This window comes from Spirillospora sp. NPDC048911 (genome assembly GCF_043198015.1).
Taxonomy (GTDB): Bacteria; Actinomycetota; Actinomycetes; order Streptosporangiales; family Streptosporangiaceae; genus Spirillospora.
In genome coordinates this window covers 288,796-307,571 of record NZ_JBICUD010000005.1, presented here as the reverse complement: position 1 = coordinate 307,571, position 18,776 = coordinate 288,796, and the positions used below count along the sequence as shown (strand labels likewise).

The 18,776-nt window shown below is 72.9% G+C and carries 15 protein-coding genes; 12 read left to right on the top strand and 3 right to left on the bottom strand.

The features are described 5' to 3' along the window. The first annotated feature begins 33 nt into the window (after window positions 1–33). A complete protein-coding gene (locus ACGFNU_RS24260) occupies window positions 34–609 on the top strand; it encodes a TIGR03086 family metal-binding protein (RefSeq protein ID WP_392597017.1) in 576 nt (191 codons plus the stop codon). A gap of 89 nt (window positions 610–698) precedes the next feature. Here ACGFNU_RS24260 and ACGFNU_RS24255 read toward each other — a convergent pair whose 3' ends face one another. Then, entirely contained in the window at window positions 699–1,205 is a 507-nt protein-coding gene (locus tag ACGFNU_RS24255; RefSeq protein ID WP_392597015.1) for a hypothetical protein, read from the bottom strand. Window positions 1,206–1,234: 29 nt separating this feature from the next. Further along, window positions 1,235–1,612: a hypothetical protein gene (locus tag ACGFNU_RS24250; RefSeq protein ID WP_392597013.1), complete on the bottom strand. Its 378-nt coding sequence runs from the start codon at window positions 1,610–1,612 to the stop codon at window positions 1,235–1,237. 288 nt (window positions 1,613–1,900) lie between these two features. Here ACGFNU_RS24250 and ACGFNU_RS24245 point away from each other — a divergent pair, with 288 nt between their 5' ends. From ACGFNU_RS24245 to ACGFNU_RS24220, 6 genes are all read left to right on the top strand, one after another. Beyond that, window positions 1,901–2,755, top strand: a complete 855-nt coding sequence (locus ACGFNU_RS24245) for an EI24 domain-containing protein (RefSeq protein WP_392597011.1) — start codon at window positions 1,901–1,903, stop codon at window positions 2,753–2,755. 75 nt (window positions 2,756–2,830) lie between these two features. Then, window positions 2,831–4,462 carry a hypothetical protein gene (locus ACGFNU_RS24240; protein WP_392597009.1) on the top strand — a complete coding sequence of 544 codons (1,632 nt, stop codon included), beginning with the start codon at window positions 2,831–2,833 and terminating at the stop codon, window positions 4,460–4,462. A 74-nt stretch (window positions 4,463–4,536) separates the two neighbouring features. Continuing rightward, entirely contained in the window at window positions 4,537–6,729 is a 2,193-nt protein-coding gene (locus tag ACGFNU_RS24235; RefSeq protein ID WP_392597008.1) for an acyl-CoA dehydrogenase, read from the top strand. 97 nt (window positions 6,730–6,826) lie between these two features. After that, window positions 6,827–7,516 carry a DUF998 domain-containing protein gene (locus ACGFNU_RS24230; RefSeq protein WP_392597006.1) on the top strand — a complete coding sequence of 230 codons (690 nt, stop codon included), beginning with the start codon at window positions 6,827–6,829 and terminating at the stop codon, window positions 7,514–7,516. A gap of 71 nt (window positions 7,517–7,587) precedes the next feature. Next, complete coding sequence (locus ACGFNU_RS24225; RefSeq protein WP_392597004.1) at window positions 7,588–7,950, top strand: YciI family protein; 363 nt, start codon at window positions 7,588–7,590, stop codon at window positions 7,948–7,950. 33 nt (window positions 7,951–7,983) lie between these two features. Beyond that, window positions 7,984–9,270 (top strand): RNA polymerase sigma factor, encoded by a 1,287-nt coding sequence (locus tag ACGFNU_RS24220; protein ID WP_392597003.1) that lies wholly within the window; start codon window positions 7,984–7,986, stop codon window positions 9,268–9,270. On the opposite strand, the gene ACGFNU_RS24215 is transcribed toward ACGFNU_RS24220, so the two are convergent. Continuing rightward, window positions 9,218–10,009 (bottom strand): alpha/beta fold hydrolase, encoded by a 792-nt coding sequence (locus ACGFNU_RS24215; RefSeq protein ID WP_392597001.1) that lies wholly within the window; start codon window positions 10,007–10,009, stop codon window positions 9,218–9,220. The genes ACGFNU_RS24220 and ACGFNU_RS24215 overlap by 53 nt on opposite strands. 127 nt (window positions 10,010–10,136) lie before the next feature. Here ACGFNU_RS24215 and ACGFNU_RS24210 point away from each other — a divergent pair, with 127 nt between their 5' ends. Genes ACGFNU_RS24210 through ACGFNU_RS24190 form a run of 5 tightly spaced genes read left to right on the top strand, consistent with a single transcriptional unit; the run spans window position 10,137 to window position 18,772 of the window. Continuing rightward, complete coding sequence (locus ACGFNU_RS24210) at window positions 10,137–11,819, top strand: hypothetical protein (protein WP_392597000.1); 1,683 nt, start codon at window positions 10,137–10,139, stop codon at window positions 11,817–11,819. Continuing rightward, a complete protein-coding gene (locus tag ACGFNU_RS24205) occupies window positions 11,819–11,950 on the top strand; it encodes a hypothetical protein (protein ID WP_392596998.1) in 132 nt (43 codons plus the stop codon). Before ACGFNU_RS24210 ends, ACGFNU_RS24205 begins: the two co-directional genes overlap by 1 nt. Window positions 11,951–11,981: 31 nt before the next feature. Then, entirely contained in the window at window positions 11,982–12,839 is an 858-nt protein-coding gene (locus tag ACGFNU_RS24200; RefSeq protein WP_392596996.1) for a glycosyltransferase, read from the top strand. Beyond that, the gene (locus ACGFNU_RS24195; RefSeq protein WP_392596995.1) at window positions 12,836–14,203 is read left to right on the top strand and encodes a glycosyltransferase family 4 protein; all 1,368 of its coding nucleotides are present in this window, start codon (window positions 12,836–12,838) and stop codon (window positions 14,201–14,203) included. Before ACGFNU_RS24200 ends, ACGFNU_RS24195 begins: the two co-directional genes overlap by 4 nt. Before the next feature lie 60 nt (window positions 14,204–14,263). Then, the gene (locus tag ACGFNU_RS24190) at window positions 14,264–18,772 is read left to right on the top strand and encodes an alpha-(1->3)-arabinofuranosyltransferase family protein (protein ID WP_392596993.1); all 4,509 of its coding nucleotides are present in this window, start codon (window positions 14,264–14,266) and stop codon (window positions 18,770–18,772) included. Window positions 18,773–18,776 lie beyond the last annotated feature (4 nt).

The window sequence follows — 18,776 nt, the reverse complement described above, 5'->3', positions numbered from 1 at the left end:
GCGAGATCGGTCTGTCTACCTAGGGTTTTCCACATGAACGAACTCCACACCCACATGAAGGAATGCGCCGCCGAAGCCGCCCGGATCGCGCGCGGTGTCAAGGCGGACCAGCTGGCCGGCGCCACCCCGTGCGCGGAGTTCGACGTCCGGACGCTCGTCAACCACTGGGTGCTCTACACCTCGCACGGCCTGGAATGCCGCGCCCAGCGGCGTCCGATCCCCGAGGCGCTGACCGAACGGGACTTCGCGGGCGAAAAGGGCTGGGCCGAGGCGTACGCGGCGCAGCTCGACCGGGCCGTCGCGGCCTGGTCGGACCCGGCGGTCTGGGAGGGCGAGATCGACCTCGGCTTCGCCACGTCCCCGGCGCGTGAGATCGCACAGCTGATCATCAAGGAGACGGCGGTGCACGGCTGGGACGTCGCGAAGGCCACCGGCCAGGAGTTCCGCGTCTCCGTCGCGGTCGGCGAGATGCTGCTGAAGGTCGTCGACGAGCACGCCGAGATGTACCGCCAGTACGACGGCTTCGCCGATCCCGTGCCGCTGGAGTCGGGCACCGCGTTCGAGCGCGCGCTGGCGCTGTCCGGCCGCGACCCCCACTGGACCCCATGAGCCCACTGGCCCCATGAGAAAGAGGGCCGCCTCGGCGGCCCTCTTTCCTTGCGCCCTCCTGGAATCAGGAGGTCAGAGCGGTGGGAGCATCAGACGCGCTCAATGCTCTCGCCTCCATAGCCCCACGTGGCGCTGATCGCCCAGATCGTGTAGCAGGCGGGCTTGAACCACACTTTGCCGTCGGGGCCGAGTGGTCCGCTCAACTCGAGGTCAACAGTGACATTCTCGCCGTCACCACACTTGGTGGTGAAGTACCTCCAGCCTTCGACGCTGGAGCCGTACATGAGCGCTGCTTTCCCCCCGCGCCCATACGGGCACTTGCTGTGCAGGCTGCCCTTGATGTGGTAGGAGTTGCCTTCTCTCCATACCTCGCCGTAGCCACCGACCTTCCAATCACCGGGAATGGTGGTCTCTTGGTAGCTGACACCCCAGTTCTCTTTTTTGGGTTCGGGGTCTGCCGTCGCCGAAGTAGCGGTGCCGCCCATCAGCGCCATTGCCGCGATGAGTGCCGCGAGGGTGTACGTAGCGGGCCGCTGTGGCCTGGCATGCCTGCGCAGGGCTCCTGCGGGGGCGCGCGGCGCCGTTGGTTCGCTCATCGAGTCTCCTGGAGGTTGCGCCGGCAGGGCTACTTCAGGGCCGCGGAGGCCGCGGCGCCGCCGCCGCTGACGGCGTCGGAGCCGGTGTTGGCCAGCCCTTGGACGGCGGAGTTGGCCGTGTCCTTGAGCTCGGTCGCCGCGCCCGGCTCACGCGGCGTGGTCTGGGAGGACGCGCCCGAGGACTGCTCGGAGGAGGAGCCGGAGCCGGAGGAGGAGCTGGAGCCCTTGGGGTCGTACTGGTAGGTGTCGGTCTCCTTGTGCTCGGTGGTGATCAGGCCGGGAGCCGGCCAGGTGATCTGGCCCGGCAGGCCGGCCGGGTGGTCGTCGGCGAACGCCGCCGTCGACTGTCCCACGACCGCGGTGGCCGCGGCGGTGATGAGGAGGGCCGCTGCTACGCGACTACGCATCGAAGACACAGGTATGACCCTTCGGTTGGGGGGACGACGGCTGCACCTGGGCGGAGCCGTCACTGTCACTCTGGGCAGTCATACAATTACCAAGGGTCATGATGCTTTGGCAAGGTTTCACGGCTGCCCGTCCGGGCCTTGCAGCCCGATAGCGTGGGGCGGGTGAACCAACCGTACGAGCCTGGCCGCCCCCCGCCACCTGGCCCTCCGCCGTACTCCGGACGTCCCCCGGCTCCCGCCGGCGGCCCGCCGGTCTCGGGTCGGCCGCCGGTCCCAGGTCAGTCGCCGATGCCCGGTCAGCAGGCGCCGCCGCAGGCGTACGGGCCGCCGCCGCAGGAAGTGCTGCCGCCCAAGCGGGGATTGGCGGCCTTCTTCGCCGGCATCGGCTACCTCTTTCGCGGGCTCGGCTGGGTGGCGAGGCGGCCGGGGCAGTGGCTGTTCGGGCTCATCCCGGCGCTGATCGTGCTGATCGTCTACGTGGCGGGGCTGGCGGCCCTGGGCTGGAACCTGGACGGGCTGGCCTCCTGGGTGACGCCCTTCGCCGACGACTGGTCCGAGAGCGCGCGGTCGTCCGTCCGGGTGATCGCCGGGATCGCGATCTTCGGAGCGGCGACCTTCCTGGCGATCATCACGTTCACGGCGATCACGCTGCTCGTCGGAGAGCCGTTCTACGAGCGCATCGCGGTGAACGTGGAGGAGTCGCAGGGCGGCGCGCCGCCCGAGCCGGACGAGTCGCTGATGGTGCAGATCGGGCGGGCGATCAGGGACGCGCTGCTGCTGGGCGCGGTGGCGCTCTGCTTCGCGGTCGTCTTCTTCCTGTGCGGCTTCCTGCCGATCATCGGCCAGACCGTGGTGCCGGTCATCGCCGCGTGTGTTTCCGGTTACTTTCTCGCGGGCGAGCTCACGTCCATCGCGCTCGAACGGCGTGGCATCCGCCGCAGGGAGCGGTTCGCGATCCTGAAGCAGAACCGCCTGATGGCGGTCGGGTTCGGCGCGGCCACATTTGTGGTCTTCCTCATCCCCCTCGGGGCCGTTCTCGCCATGCCGGGCGCCGTGGCGGGCGGAACCTTGCTGGCCAGGGAGCGTCTGGCGATCAATCCGCTGGTCACGGGGGGTGACAGTGGGGTCCCCGGACATCACTGAGGCGATAGAAAGATGTGTCCTGAGCGTGATTACCGGCCGGTCCGCAAATCTCGATCTTCGCGTAACGTGTGCCGCATGTCCGATCAGGGGGAGCGCGTCATGCGCTGGACCGAGATGAGTGATGATGCCGGCGGGCGTGACCGTGAGGTGGACGGGGCCGAGGACACGACGGCCGTGACCGGTGCCGAGGAGCCTCCGGTCCGGATGTCGTTCCCCGAGACCGAGGCCAAGATGCCCGAGGTGGTGGGTCCCCCTCCGGCCGAGGCCGCCGCCGGGGCCCCGCACGACGTGTGGGGCAAGGTCGAGTCGTCCGGCGATTCCGGTGACGCCGTCGCCGGGGCCGCATCGGAGGCCTCGCTCGCCGACTCCCGGCTGCCGGACGCCGATGACATCAAGGTCGCGCCCGTGCCGTCCGCTGACGACGACCTCGCGGGTGCGCCCTCCTCGTTCGCCGCGGAGCCCGGGCCCGCAGTGCCTGCTCCCGCCGAGCCCGGCGAGACCGACCTGCCGGTCGCGGGTTCCTCCGTTCCGGCGCCGGACGCCGCGAGCGGGCCGCCCGCCGCCGGTGGCCAGCAGGCCTGGGAAGGTTCGCTGTTCGACGGCCAGGGCGGCGACAGCGGCGCCGGCAACGACCTGTACGCGCCGGTCACGCCGACCGGACCGGCCACCCCGCCCAAGCCGGGCAAGCCGAGTTCCGGCAACTGGCAGATGCCGGACTGGATGGACGACGAAGAGTCCGCCGACGCCATGCTCGGCACCGGCGATGACGGCGGCAAGCGCAGCCGGTTCGGCCGGTCCGGACGTTCGGAGCGAGCGAGCGCGGCCGGCGTCACCGAGGCCGAGCCCTCTCAGCCCTCCCAGCCGTCCGGCCGGTCTGGCCCGTCCGCCCCGGCCGACCGCGCGAGCGGCGTGCCCGCGCCTCCCGTGCCGCCTCGCCACGACGTGATCGAGGACGAGGGCGGCCGGTCCCGGCTCGTCCTGATCGGCGGGGTGGGGCTGCTCGCGGTGGCCGTGATCGCCGCCGGCGGCGTCTACTTCCTGAAGGGCCGCGACAGCACCGGCCCCGCCGCCTCGGAGGGCAAGCCCGGCCGCCCGGCCGCGGGAAACCCCGGGCCCCAGGACGAGCCGAAGGTCCAGCTCCCGCCGGACAAGGTGCTCAAGAGGTTCGCCGGCCGGCCGAGCAGGATGCTCGGCCGGGTCCCCGACGCGCACTCGGGCCTGTCCTACCCGCGGCTCGCCGCGCCCTGGCAGGTGCCGACCAAGAAGAACAAGCTCGGCGTCACGGGCTGGTCCGGCCAGCAGATCCTCGTCACCGAGAAGCGCGCCGGGCAGATGTGGTACGGCCAGTTGCTCACCGGCACGCTGGTCCCGACGCTGCGGGGCGCCTACAAGGGGCCCGAGAGCGTCAAGCCGGTCGCCGCGCTCGCCGCCACCGGGTTCGAGCAGAGCTACTACGGCTTCCCGCACAAGACGACGCCGCTGGCCTCGCAGCCGCTGGCGATCGGCGGCCGCAAGGGCTGGCTCATCGCCTCGTACCTCACCTACAAGCGCGCGGGGGTGCGGGCCACCGGCGAGGTCGTCGTGACCGCGATCATCGACACCGGCCGCCCGTCCCCGGGCGTGGTGTTCGCCTCGCTGCCCAACACCCACCGCCGGTTGTGGCCGGACCTCAACCAGTTCGTGGCGCAGCTCAAGGTCGTGCCCTGAGCCGAACCTGAACCGGGGCCGCCACCGAATCTCGTTCTAATAAGCTGTGACTTACCCGAGGAGAGGGGCGAGTCATGGCGATCGGCTTGACCGAGGAGCACGAGGCGCTGGCGGCGGCCGTACGCGGGTTCGCGGAGCGGCACCTCACGCCGGCGGCCGTCCGGGCGGCGGTCGGTCCCGCCGATCGGGGCGAGCCGCCCGCGCCGCCGGAGTTCTGGCCCGCCCTCGCCGGTCAGGGCCTGCTCGGCCTGCACCTGCCCGAGGAGTACGGCGGGCAGGGCTTCGGCCTCCTCGCCCAGGCCGTGGCGCTCGAAGAGCTGGGCCGGTCACTCGCGCCCGGCTCGTACGTGCCCACCGTCCTGGCCGCCGCGCTCATCGAGGCGGGCGGTTCCGGCAAGCTCAAGAGTGAGCTGCTGCCCGGTCTCGCCGATGGTTCCCGTACCGCCGCGGTCGCTCTCACCGAGGGCCCCGGCGCGCTCGCCGAACGGGACGGACGGCTCTCCGGCACCGTCCAGCCGGTGCTCGGCGCGCAGCTCGCCGATCTCCTCGTCCTCCCGGTCGAGGAGGGCCGCTGGGCGGTCCTCGACGCCACGGACACCACGATCGAACCACTCGAAGCACTCGATCTCACGCGCCCGATCGGCGCGGTCGCCGTCACCGACGCGCCCGCCGCCGAACGGCTGCTCACCGGCGTCGACGCCCGTCCCCTCGCCGTGGTGCTCCTCGGCGCCGAGGCGTGCGGCGTCGCCGGGCGGGCCCTGGACGAGGCCGTCGCGTACGCCAAGCTGCGCGAGCAGTTCGGCCGTCCGATCGGCCAGTTCCAGGGTGTCAAGCACAAGTGCGGCCGCATGCTCATCGCTCTCGAACGGGCCCGCGCCGCCGTCTGGGACGCCGCGCGCTCGCTCGCCGAGCCGGACGAGCGGCAGCGCGCGTACGCCGTGGGCGTGGCCGCCGCCCTGGCCGCCGACGCCGCCGTCGAGTGCGCGGAAGGCGCCATCCAGGTGCACGGCGGCATCGGCTACACGTTCGAGCACGACGCCCATCTGCTCTATCGCCGCGCGCTGACGCTGCGAGCCCTGCTCGGCCGCACGTCCGCCGCCCATGCCGAGGTGGCCGCGCTCGCCCTCGCGGGCCTCCGGCGTCCGATGGACGTCGAGGTGACCGGAGCCGGCGCCGCGCCGCTGCGGGAGCGGATCCGCGCCCAGGTCGCCGAGCTGGCCGCGATGGACATGGCCGCCCAGCGCGCGGCGATGGCGTCGGGCGGGTGGGTGACGCCGCACCTGCCCGAGCCGTGGGGGAGGGCCGCCGGGCCGCTGGAGCAGATCGTGATCCAGCAGGAGCTCAGGGCCGCGAAGGTCCGGCCCGTCCCGCTCATGATCGCCGCCTGGGTGGTGCCCTCCCTCGTCCAGTACGGCACGGCCGAGCAGCAAGAACGTTTCCTGCCGCCGACGCTGCGCGGCGAGATCATCTGGTGCCAGCTGTTCAGCGAGCCGGGCGCCGGGTCCGACCTGGCCGGACTGACCACCCGCGCCCAGCGGGCCGAAGGGGGCTGGCGGATCAGCGGGCAGAAGGTCTGGACGTCGCTCGCCCGCGACGCCCAGTGGGGGATCTGCATCGCCCGTACCGGCCCCGGCCGGCCCAAGCACGATGGCATCACCTACTTCGTGGTCGACATGGCGTCGCCGGGCATCGACGTCCGTCCCCTCCGCGAGTGCACCGGCGACGCCGTCTTCAACGAGGTCTTCCTCGACGAGGTCTTCGTGCCCGACGAGCTCGTGGTGGGTCCCGTCAACGAGGGCTGGCGGGTCGCCCGCAACACCCTGGCGAACGAGCGGGTCGGCCTGACCAGCTCGTTCCAGCTCGGCGGCGACGTGCCCAAGCTGATCGAGCTCGCCACCGAGCTGGGCCTCGCCGACGATCCGCTCGTCCGTGACGATCTCGGCCGCCTCGCCTGTGACGAGCACGCGTTCGCCCTGCTCGGCCTCCGCGCCACCCTCAAGCAGCTGTCGGGCACCGATCCGGGCGCGACGGCGAACGTGCGCAAGCTGGTCGCGATGGAGCACGGGCAGCAGGTCACCGAATACGGCTTCGGCCTGCTCGGGCCGGAAGGGGCCCTGACGGGCGGCTGGCGGTCCGGCCTTCGCCGCCGATGGACCCGCTACCTGCTCGCCTCCCGCGCGATGACGATCGGCGGCGGCACGACGGAGGTCAACCTCAACGTCATCGGCGAACGCATCCTCGGCCTGCCCCGCGACCCCGAGGCCTAGCCGGAACGACCCGCCGAAAAAATCTTGAAGTCGTGTGTCGAATCCGCCGTTCCCCGTTCGAGGCCTAGAAAGAACCTCGAAAGCAAGGGAGCGAACGATGGCCACGATCAGCACGAACACCGGCAGCACGAGCAGCACGAACACCGGCACCGTCCCGGCCGCCCGCGTCACCAGGGCCCTCCTGGCGGCGGGCGCCGTCGCCGGTCCGCTCTACGTCCTCGTGTCGGTCGCGCAGGGCCTGACGCGCGACGGATTCGACTTCTCCCGCCACGCCTGGAGCCTGCTCGCCAACGGTGACCTCGGCTGGATCCAGGTGACCAACCTCGTGGTGGCAGGCGTGCTCAGCCTGGCCCTGGCCGCCGCCCTGCGCCGCCTGCCGGACCTCGGCGGCTGGGCGCCGCGCCTGATCGCGGTGTACGGCGCGAGCCTGATCGCCTCCGGGGTCTTCCGCGCCGACCCCGCCCTGGGGTTTCCGGCGGGCACTCCGGACGAGACGGCGGAGGTCAGCTGGCACGGCATGCTGCACTTCGTCTCCGGCGGGATCGGGTTCGCCTGCCTGATCGCGGCGTGCTTCGTGCTCGGCCGCCGCTTCGCCGCCGAGGGCCGCCGCGGGTGGGCGGCGTTCTCCCGCACGACCGGCGCGCTCTTCCTGGCCGGCTTCGTCGGCATGGCCGCGGGGGCCGGCAGCTCCGTCGCCAACCTTGCCTTCACCGCCGCGATCCTGCTGGTCTGGGCCTGGCTGAGTGCCGTCGCGGTCCATCTCCACCACCGTCTTCCGAACGCCTAGACCCCGAGACCCCGAGACCCTGAGACCCCGAGACCCCGAGAATCCGAGAGTCAGAGAGAAGGAGAAGGCCGATGCGATACCTGGCGACCATGAAGGACAGCCGCCCCGGGACCCCGCCGCCGCCCGAGCTGATGGAGGCGATCATGAAGCTCGGCGAGGAGGCGGCCAAGGCGGGCGTGCTGCTCGACCAGGGCGGGCTGGCGCCCAGCGCGCTGGGCGCCCGGATCGAGGTGGCGGCGGGCGCGCTGAACGTCACCGACGGGCCGTTCGCCGAGTCCAAGGAAATGATCAGCTACGCGGTCTACCAGGTGCGGTCGAAGGAGGAGGCCGTCGAGTGGTGCTCCCGCTTCATGAAGCTGCACCAGGAGCTGTGGCCAGGCTGGGAGGGCGAGAGCGAGGTGCTCCAGATCTTCGGCCCGGAGGACTTCCAGTAACGCCGCGCCGGTGAGGTGGTTGAATCGGTGGCCATGGCGGCCACCGATTCCTCCCATCGGGCCATCGAGGCGATCTGGCGGATCGAGTCGGCCCGCGTCATCGCCGGGCTCACCCGCATGGTGGGCGATGTCGGGCTCGCCGAGGAGCTCGCCCAGGACGCGTTCGTCATCGCGCTCGAACAGTGGCCGGACGAGGGTGTCCCGCCCAATCCCGGCGGCTGGCTGATGTCGACCGCCAAGCACCGGGCGATCGATCTCGTGCGGCGGCGCGCCACCTACGAGCGCAAGCTCCAGCAGCTCGGGCACGAGATTCCGGCGCACCACGAGCCCGACCTGGACGCGGCGCTCGACGACCACATCGGCGACGACCTGCTCCAGCTGATCTTCATGGCCTGCCATCCGGTGCTGTCCGCCGAGGCCCGCGCGGCGCTCACGCTGCGGCTGCTCTGCGGGCTCGGCACGGACGAGATCGCGCGGGCGTTCCTCACCGCCGAGCCGACCATCGGGCAACGGATCTTCCGCGCCAAGCGCGCCCTCGCCACGAAGGGCGTGCGCTTCGAGATGCCCGCGCCGGTGGACCTCCCGGCCCGGCTCTCCTCCGTTCTGGAGATCATCTACCTGGTCTTCAACGAGGGGTACTCGGCGACGGCGGGCGACGACTGGACGCGCCCGGCGCTGTGCGAGGAGGCGCTCCGCCTGGGCCGGGTGCTCGCCGGTCTCCTGCCCGCCGAGCCCGAGGCGCACGGCCTGGTGGCGCTGATGGAGCTCCAGGCCTCCCGGCTCCCCGCCCGCACCGCGCCCTCGGGTGAGCCCGTGCTGCTCCTCGACCAGGACCGCGCCCGCTGGGATCGCCTCCTGATCCGCCGCGGCCTGGCGGCGCTCGAACGGGCCGAGACCTTGGCGGGCACGATCGGCCCGTACACCCTCCAGGCCGCGATCGCCGCCTGCCACGCTCGCGCGACGGCCCCGGAGGACACCGACTGGGAACGGATCGCGGCCCTCTACACGGTCCTCGCGCACGTGACGCCGTCGCCGGTCGTCGACCTCAACCGCGGCATCGCCGTCGGCATGGCCTACGGCGCCGCCAAGGGGCTGGAGATCCTCGACACGCTCACGCTCGACGGCTACGCCCAGCTCCCCGCCGCCCGCGGCGACCTGCTGGCCAAGCTGGGACGCGCCGCCGAGGCCCGCGCCGAGTTCGGCCGTGCCGCGGCCATGACCCGCAACGAACGCGAGCGCGCCATCTTCGAGCGCAGGGCGGCGGAGCTCAGTCCAGCACCTCCCGCAGGGCCCGGGCGAAGGCCTCCGGATGAGCGGTGAAACTGCCGTGGTCTCCCGGGAAGTCCACGATCGCCGTGCCCAGCTCGGTGGCCGCCGCGGCCGCCGCCCGGTGGGCGATCTCGCCCTTGGACTCGATGCCGCCGGCTATGACGACCTTCGCGGAGCCCGCCCGCAGCGCCGCGAAGTCGGGCACGAACCCGCGTAGCGCCGGGTAGATCCGCCCGTAGAAGACGTCGATGTCCTTCTCCATCATCAGCATCCACGGCTCGGGCTCGCCTCCGGCGTCCTCGGCGAAGCCCGCCCCCACCATGAACGCCCGCATGGCGGCGATCGGACCCTTCTCCTCGTAGACGGCCTTCACCCGCTCGCTCTCGGCCCGGTACTCCTCGCGTTCGGGCAACAGTTCGACGACCGGCGGTTCGTGGGCCACGAGGGTGCGGACGGCCTCGGGATGCCTGGCGGCCAGGCTGAGCCCGTTGATCGCTCCGTTGCTCGTCCCGAAGACGTGCGCCGGACCGTCCGAGACCGCCGCGATGAGGTGCCGGACGTCGTCCGCCAGCACCTCCGGCGGCATCTCCCCGGGCCCGTCGACCGTGCTCAGCGCCAGCCCGCGCGGGTCGTACCTCACGACCGTGTAGTCCCGCGCCAGCCGGGGCACCACGCCCCCGAAGGCGCTCGCGCCCATGAAGGCCGCCGGGATCAGCACCAGCACGGGCCCGGACCCTTGGACCTCGTAGTGAAGCGTCGCACCCGGAACCCGCAGGCTGTTCTCGGGCATGCCGAACTCCTCTCGCTCGCTCTCACCCGTACAGACCCCCGCCGGAGCCAAAAGTCATCGCGCGAACGGGGGCACGCGGTCCATCCGGTAGCGTCCAAGCGCGATGATGGGGCGCGGGCGGCATGGGGTGGCCGCATTCACCGGCTTGGTGCTGGGACTTCTGGCGATCGGGCCGGGTCTGGCGCCCGGCTTCGTGCTGTCGTTCGACATGGTGTTCGTGCCCGATCCCGCGTTCTCGAAGATGACGTTCGGACTGACCGGGACGGTGCCGCGGCACGTGCCCAGCGACGCCTTCGTCACCGCGCTGGCCACGGTCGTCCCGGCGCACGCCGTGCAGAAGCTGGTGCTGCTCTCGATCTTCGTGATGGCGTGCGCGTCGGCCGCGTCGCTGGTGCCGTCGGAGCGCCTCGCGCCCAGGCTGGCGGCGGGCGTCCTCTACGCCTGGAATCCCTTCGTCGCCGAGCGGCTGCTGCTGGGCCACTGGGCCTTCCTGCTGGGGTACGCGGCGTTGCCCTGGGTGGTGGGGGCGGCGTCGCGGGTGGCGGAGCCGGGAGGCGGAAAACGGCTCGTTCGGGCGCTGCTGCCGGCGGCGATCGGCGGTTTCGCGGCGATCATGATATCCGCGCTGACCGCCCTCGTCGTCGCGGCGGCGGGCAGGGAGCGGGGACGTGCGCTGGGCCGGACGGTCGCGGCGCTCGTCGTGCTGAGCTTGCCCTGGCTGGTGACCGGCTGGTTGCGGCCGTCGGGCATTCCCGGTGACGCGGCGGGCGTGGCCGCCTTCGCGGCGCGCGCCGACACCCCGTTCGGCGCGCTCGGGAGCCTCCTCCTGCTGGGCGGCGCGTGGAACCGGGAGACGGTTCCCGCCGGTTACGGCGCGCCGATCACCGCGTTCGCCTGGCTGCTCGTCGTCGTGGCCGCCGTCTTCGCGTACGGGCGGTGGTGCCGGACGGCATGGACCCGGGGCGTGGCGCTCGCGGCGGGGATCGGCTTCGTGCTGGCGGCCTCGGGGGCGGTCGTGCCGGGCCTGCTGCGGTGGGCGATCGGGCTCTGGACCGGCTTCGCGATGCTGCGGGACGGGCAGCAGTACGTGGCGCCGCTGGCCGTGCTGGTGGCCGTGGGCTCGGGTGTCCTGGTCGAACGGTTCACGAGGCGGCGGGCGGACACCGCCGGGGTCGCTCTGGCGATCTTCGCGATCCTCGCGCCCGTCGTCCTGCTGCCCTCGCTGGCCTGGGGCGCGGCGGGCCGTCTCAAGGCCGTGGACTATCCGGCGGAGTGGGCCGCCGCACGGAAGATCATCGCGGCGGACGGGGTGCCCGGCGACGTGCTGGTGCTGCCGTGGGCGACGTACCGCTCGTATTCCTGGAACGGCGGGCGGACGAGCCTGGACGCCCTGCCGCGCTATCTCGGCCGCCGGGTGATCATCAGCGACGCGGTGATGATCGGCTCGCTGACCATCCGGGCGGAGGATCCGCGGGCCCGGCGGCTGGACGAGGTGGTGCGGTCCGGCGGGCCGCTCACGGCGGGCCTGCGGGCGGCGGGCATCCGGTACGTGGCGCTGGACGCGGAGACCTCGGCGGCGAATCCGGTCCGGGGGAGGCTCGCCGGGGCGGAGCCGGTGCTCGACCGGCCGGACCTGGTGCTCTACCGGATCGAGGGGCCCGCGAAGGCCGAAGACGGCGGCGCGCCGGTGTGGTCGGCGGTGCTGGCGTGGTCAATCGTGATAAGCGTGATTCTCTGGTCATTTTTCGTACCAGCCAGTACGCTAACCACTTACTTTCCCCGCAGCATCCGACGTAGAAGGACCTCCTGATGCGCATTGCGATCGCGGCCGTGGTCGGCATCGTGCTGGCCGCCCTCACGTCGGTGAGCGTCGTGCAGATATCGAACGCTTCGCAGAGCGACCCGGTCATCAAGCCGCTCTACAACTACGGCTCTCGCTGAGCGACGCCCTCCGGGCGTCACCGCAGGTCTCATGGACGCAGCCGAGCCCTCCCTCCTGGAGATCGTGGTCCCCGCGTACAACGAGGCGGCCCGGCTCCCGGGCGGCCTGGCCCGGCTCAGCGCCGCCCTGGACGCGCTGCCCTTTCCCGCCGGCGTGATCGTCGTCGACAACGCCAGCAGCGACGCCACCCCGCAGATCGTCCGTGACTGGACGGGCCCCGTGCCGGTACGGCTGATCGGCTGCGCGCGCCGGGGCAAGGGCGCGGCCGTGCGGGAGGGGCTGCTCGCCACCAGTGCCCCCTACGTCGGATTCTGCGACGCCGACATGGCCACCGGGCTGGAGGCGCTGGAGACCGCGGTCGGCCTGCTGCGCGCGGGCCATCCCGTCGTCGTCGGCTCCCGCCGCCATCCGCGGTCGCGCGTCGAGGACTACAGCCATCCGCTGCGCAAGTTCGGGGCCGTCACGTTCAACCTGCTGATCCGCGACCTCGCGGGCGGGGTGACCGACACCCAGTGCGGCTTCAAGTTCTTCGCCGGGCCGCTGGCCCGGGCCGCCGCGGCCGACCTGCGCACGGCGGGGTTCGCGTTCGACGTCGAGCTGCTGATGCACTGCGTCCGGCGCGGCGCCGCGATCATCGATCTGCCGGTGGAGTGGCGGGACGTTCCCGGCACCACGTTCTCGGTCCGCCGGCACTCCTTCCCCTGCCTCCGCGATTTGGCCCGGATCCGCTTCAAGACCGCGCGTGAACTCTCCTGGCCCGTCCCCCCGCCATGGGTGACGGCGGAGCGGCCCGCGTTGCCGGTCGCGCCCGTCCTGCCCGTGGCGCCCGCGCTGCCTGGCGCGCACGTGTTCCCCGTCACCGAGACCAGCCGATCCGGGCCGGGATGACCGGCGGCGTCTCCGGCCGCCGGCTGGCGATCGTCAACTGGCGGGACCCCTGGCACCCCTCGGCGGGGGGTGCCGAACGCTATGCCTGGGAGCTGGCCAGGCGCCTGGCGGCGCGGGGCGTCCGGGTGACGTACCTGACCTGCCGCGCGCCCGGGCAGGAGCGCCGGGAACGGGTCGAGGGCGTGGACTTCGTCCGCGCCGGCGGCCGGTTCACGGTCTACCCGCTGGTGCTGCTGTGGCTGCTGCTCCGGCGGCGCCGGTTCGACGCGGTGATCGACTGCCAGAACGGCATCCCGTTCTTCACCCCCTGGGTGCTGCCGCGCCGGGTGCCGGTCTTCTGCTCGATCTTCCATGTGCACGACGAGCAGTTCGGCCTCTACTTCCCCGCCTGGCTCGCATGGGTGGGACGCATGCTCGAAGGCCCGGTCGCGCGCTGGACGTACCGAAGGCACGCGTGCACGGCCATCTCCCTCACCACGATGACCGCCCTCCGGGAGCGGCTGGCCTGGACGGGCCCGATCTACCTGGTGCCCGTCGGCGTCACCATCCCCGACGAGGTTGTTGAGGCCGAGCCGGTGGGGGCTCCCGAGCTGGTGTGCGTGACCCGGCTGGTGCCGCACAAGCGGGTCGGCCGGGTGCTCGACCTCGCCGAGCGGCTGCTTCCGCAGTGGCCGGATCTGCGGATCGGCATCGTCGGGCGCGGCCCCGAGCACGACCGGCTCGCCGCCGAGATCACCGCGCGCGGCCTCGGCAGGACGGTCGTCCTGCACGGTTTCGTGTCGGAGGAGGAGAAGGCGGCCCTGGTCGGTCGTGCCGATCTCCATCTGAGCGCCTCGCAGGGCGAGGGCTGGGGGCTGTGCGTCGCCGAGGCCGCCGCGCTGGGCGTGCCGACCGTCGCCTACGACGTGGACGGCCTGCGCGACGCGATCCGCGACGGCGTGACCGGCTGGCTGGTCCCCGACGAGGAGGAGCTCGCCGGCACCGTCGAACGGGTGCTCAAGGAGCTGGACGATCCCGAGCGCCGGGCGCGGGTGGCCGCCGACTGCCGCGCCTGGGCGGCGGAGTTCGACTGGGCGCGCACCGCCGACCGGATGGGCGAGCTGATCGCGGCGGCGGTGCGCGCGGGCACCAGTGCCACCGGAGACGCCGACGCACACGTCGTACGCGGGTACGGTGACGAGCATCCCCGCGTCGTCGAGGGTCCGGTGAGGGACGAATTGCTCCGCGACCGCGGCGGCGTGCTCGACGTACGGATCGCCACCCCGGCGGAGCGGCTGCTCGGCCGCGCCGACGAGAGCGTCCGTGCCGCCGAGGACGTCCGTTCGGGCGAGGACGTCTCCGCCGGCGACGGTTCGGTCCGCTGAGTCGCACCCGATCCGCGCGCGGACGGACGGGATCCAGGGCAGGGAGGAGGGGCGAGCGGCATGGCTACCGGCACCGGTGCGTGGGCCGACCGGCTGGCGCGCCGCCTCTCCGACGCCGACCGTGACCCCGCCCGGCGGCCCGAGCAGCCTGATCACGGCGGGGAGGGCCTCGACGAACGGCTGCGCGAACGGTTCCGGAGCGCGATCTGCTGCCTGGCCCTGATCGTCCTGGTGACGTCCACCCGGCCGGGCCGGATCCTCGCCGACACCAAGATCGACATGGCGGTCAACCCGCTCGGTTTCCTCGGCCGGGCGCTGCACCTGTGGGATCCCGAGCAGTTCGGCCAGCTCCAGAACCAGGCGGCCGGCTACTTCTTCCCGATGGGCCCGTTCTACGCCCTCGGCGACCTGATCGGGCTGCCCGCGTGGATCACCCAGCGCCTGTGGTTGTCGCTGCTGCTCTGCGCGGCCTTCCTGGGCGCCAGACGGCTGGCCGAACGGTTCGGGATCGGTGGCCCGGTCAGCCGGCTCGTGGGCGCGATGGCGTACGCCCTCGGGCCGCACGGGCTCTCGGCCCTCGGCCAGAACTCCTGGGAGTACCTCCCGCTCGCGATGTTGCCGTGGATCGTCCTCCCGCTGACGTCGGCCGGTGACGGGCGCGGCTCCCGGATCCGGGCCGCCGCGCGGTCCGGCGTCGCCGTGGCGCTGTGCGGCGGGATCAACGGCACCGCGACGATCGCCGTGCTCGCCGTCCCCGCGATCTACCTCCTCACCCGGCGCCGCGGCGTGCCGGGACGGATCCGGCTGATGATCTGGTGGGGCGTCGCCGTCGTGCTCGCCACGGCCTGGTGGCTGGCGCCGCTGGTCCTGACCGGGCGGTACGGCTTCTCCTGGCTCGGCTACACCGAGAAGTCCGACACCACGACCGGGCCGACCGGGCTGATCGACGTGCTGCGGGGCGCCGAACGCTGGATCAACTATCTCGACCCCTTCTCGCTTCCGGTCGGGTTCCAGCTGTCCACCGGCACGTTCCTGATCATCGTGACCGCGATGCTGGCCGCGCTCGGCCTGGCCGGGTTGGCCCGCCGCGACCTGCCCGAACGCACGTTCCTGCTGCTCGTCCTGTTCGCCGGGCTCGCGATCATCGCGGCCGGGCACGCGAGCCGGATCGAGGGGCCGCTGGCCGCGCCGATGCGCGAGCTGCTGGACGGGCCGCTGGCGCCGCTGCGCAACCTCTACAAGTTCGACGGCCTGGTGAGGCTGCCGCTCGCGCTCGGGCTCGTCCACCTGCCGGGGACGCTGCGGCGGCCACGGGCGCGGCTGAGCCTCTTCGCGGTCTCGGGTGCCACGCTGGCGGCGGTGTCATTCCCCGCGCTCACCAACGGCCTGGCTGGGCCAGGCGACTTTCCGGCCGTTCCGCAGTACTGGCAGCAGGCCGCCAACTGGCTGAACGGGCGGGCCGGGCAGCAGGCCGTGCTCGCCGTGCCGGGCGCCCGCTTCGGGGAGTACACCTGGGGCCGTCCCATGGACGACATCGTCCAGCCGTTGCTCAGCACTCGCTGGGGCGCGCGGCAGCTCGTCCCGCAGGGCTCGCCGGGTTACGCGCGGCTGATGGACGCCATCGACCAGCGCGTCGCGGCCGGGCGCGGCTCCGCGGGGCTGACCGAGGTGCTGGCGCGGATGGGCGTGCGCTTCCTGCTCGTGCGCAACGATCTCAGCCGGTCGGATCTGCGCGGCGCCTGGCCCGCCCGGATCCACGAGGCCCTGGAGACCTCGCCCGGCATCAAGCGCGTCGCCTCGTTCGGTGACCAGCCGGTCGGCGGCTGGGGCGACGACGAGGCGGTCGGCTCCTTCGACCAGCGCTACCCGCCGGTCGAGATCTACGAGGTGGGCGAGGCCGACGACGTCGTGAGCATGCTCGACGCGAGCCGGGCCGTCCGGATGTACGGGGCGCCGGAGGGGCTGCTGTCGCTCGCCGACAACGGCGCCCTCAAGGGCCGTCCGGTGCTGCTCGACGACGACGATCCGGCGGCTCCGGCCCAGCGCGTCGTGTCGGACGCCATGCGCTGGCGCGACCGCAACATCGGGGAGATCCGCAGCCAGATCTCCCCGACGAAGACGGCCGACGGGACGCGGTCGGACACGCGCGGCCAGGGCGCCGATCCGGAAGAGCCCGAGTGGCTGCGCTACCGCACGACCGCCGCGTACGACGGGATCAAGAGCGTCACGGCCTCGTCCTCGGCCGCCGATCCCGGCGCGCTCACCGGGTTCGACGACCCGGGCGCCCTGCCGTCGGCGGCCCTCGACAACGACCCGCGCACCCACTGGACGACGGGCGGCTGGAACGGGCCGCTCCAGCAGTGGTTGCGCGTGGACTTCAAGGAGTCCCGGGAGGTCGGCCAGGGCGTCGACGTGTCCTTCGTCCAGAACGACTTCCTCGGCCCGTCGCCGGCGCGCGTCGCGGTCGACACCCAGGCGGGCACGATCGAGCAGGACCTGCGGCCGACCGCCGAGGCGCAGCGGCTGCGGGCCCCGGCGGGGCCGACGGGATGGATCCGGATCCGCATCCTGAAGCTCGCCAAGGAGCCGGTGTCGCCCGCCGCCGCGCGGGTGGCCGTCTCCGAGCTCACGATCCCGGGCGTGCGGGCGTCCCGCTACCTCCGCATGCCCGCGGTGCCGAGCGGACAGGCCGCGGTGGCGGGCAGGCAGGCCAAGTCCGCCGGCCAGGCGCCCGCTCAGCTGATGGCGCGATCGGTGCCGCGGCGGTCGGAGTGCATGCGCGGCTCGTCCCGCTGGGTCTGCTCGCCCGACCTGGGCAAGGACGACGAAGAGGGCAACACGTTCAACAGGGTCTTCCCTTCGCCGGCCGAGGCGAGCGCCAAGATCAGCGGAAACGCGGTGCTCACCGAGCCGGGGCTGATCGACCGGCTCACCCGGTTCGGGTCCAAGGTCACCGTCGGCGCGAGCTCGACCTGGACGCGCGAACCGGCGGGCCTGCCGCGGTCGGCGTTCGACGGCAACCCGGCGACGACCTGGCTGGCCGCCGGCGACGACCGCGCGCCCACCCTCAAGATCGCCTGGGGCCGGGCGGGGCGGCTCGGCGAGGTGACGATCGCCCGGCCCGCCGGAGCGTCGGCGGCGCTGCGCGTCACCGTGACCGGGGCGCGCGGCGAGGTCCGCGAGGGCCTGGTCGACAAGAACGGGCGGCTGCGGTTCTCCCCGATCTGGACCGACCGCATCACGCTCAGGTTCACGTCCTCTCAGGTGCCCCTCCAGATCAGCGACGTCACCGTGCCGGGGGTGCAGCCGCTGACGGCGTCGGGGTTCAAGCCGTTCACCACGCCCTGCGGATACGGGCCGACCGTCCAGGTCAACGGCACCTCCAGCCGGACGCGGCTCAGCGGGACCGTGGACGACGTGCTGGGCGGGCGGCTCATGCGGTTCCAGACCTGCGAGCCGGTACGGGTCGTCGCGGGCGACAACCGGATCGGCGCCGGTGGCACCGCCTACCGGGTCGACTCGATGGTCGTCGACCCGGGCGGCGAGCTGGGCGCGGCCAAGCCCCAGGCGAGCCAGCCGGTGCAGGTCCGGGGCTGGGACAAGGGCGCGCGTGAGGTGGAGGTCGACACCCAAGGGCGCTCGTACCTCGTCGTGAACGAGAACTACAACGTCGGCTGGAAGGCCGTGGTCGACGGCCAGGAGTTGCGCCCCGTCCGTCTCGACGGCTGGCGGCAGGCGTGGGAGGTCCCGGCGGGCACGGCGGGCGTGGTCAAGCTGACCTACGAACCCGACGGGCTCTACCGGATCGCGCTCTTCGCCGGCCTCAACCTCCTGCTCGTGCTCTTCCTCGTGGCGTTCTGGCGGCGGCAGGCTCCCGTCAGGGCGGCGGCTCCCGCGCCCACGGGAACACCGGGATTCGCGGCCCGCTTCGCGGCGCTCGGGCTGGCCGCCGGGCTCGGCTTCTGGCTGGCGGGCCTCGTCGGCCTGGGCGTGACCGTGGTCGTGGCGCTGGTGACGCACTGGGCGCAGCGCCATGGCTCCGCTCCCGTCCGCCGGCTGCGTTCGTCCTGGGTGATCGCGATGCCGATGGTGGCCGGCGGCGCGTGCGTCGCCGCCGGTACGTGGATGGCGCGCCAGGGCGACGAGGGCACCGTGCCGGACGTGCTCCGGGACGTCGTGCCGCAGGTGCTCGGCCTCGTGGTGGTGGGCTACCTGGCGGCCATGCTCGCCGCATCGCGCGAGCCGGACATCTGGCTCCCCGGCGGGGGAGAGCTGCGCTGGGTACCCGTCAGCCCAGCAGAGACAAACCCGCCGGACGCAGGCGTGCCGGAGACAGGTGTGCCGGAGACAGGTGTGCCAGAGGCAAGTCGGGCGGAGACAGGTGGGGCAGAGGTAGGGCGGGCGGAGGCACGTCCGCCGGAGGGTGGGCCCTCCGAGGGTGGGCCTTCACCCAGGGAGACCCTCCCCGACGGGCTTCCGGCCAACGGGCTTCCGGCGTCCCGTTCCCAGGCGCCGGGCGGGGCTTTCGATCAGGTAGTAGCTCAGAGCCGACACCCCGACCGTGAGTAGCGCG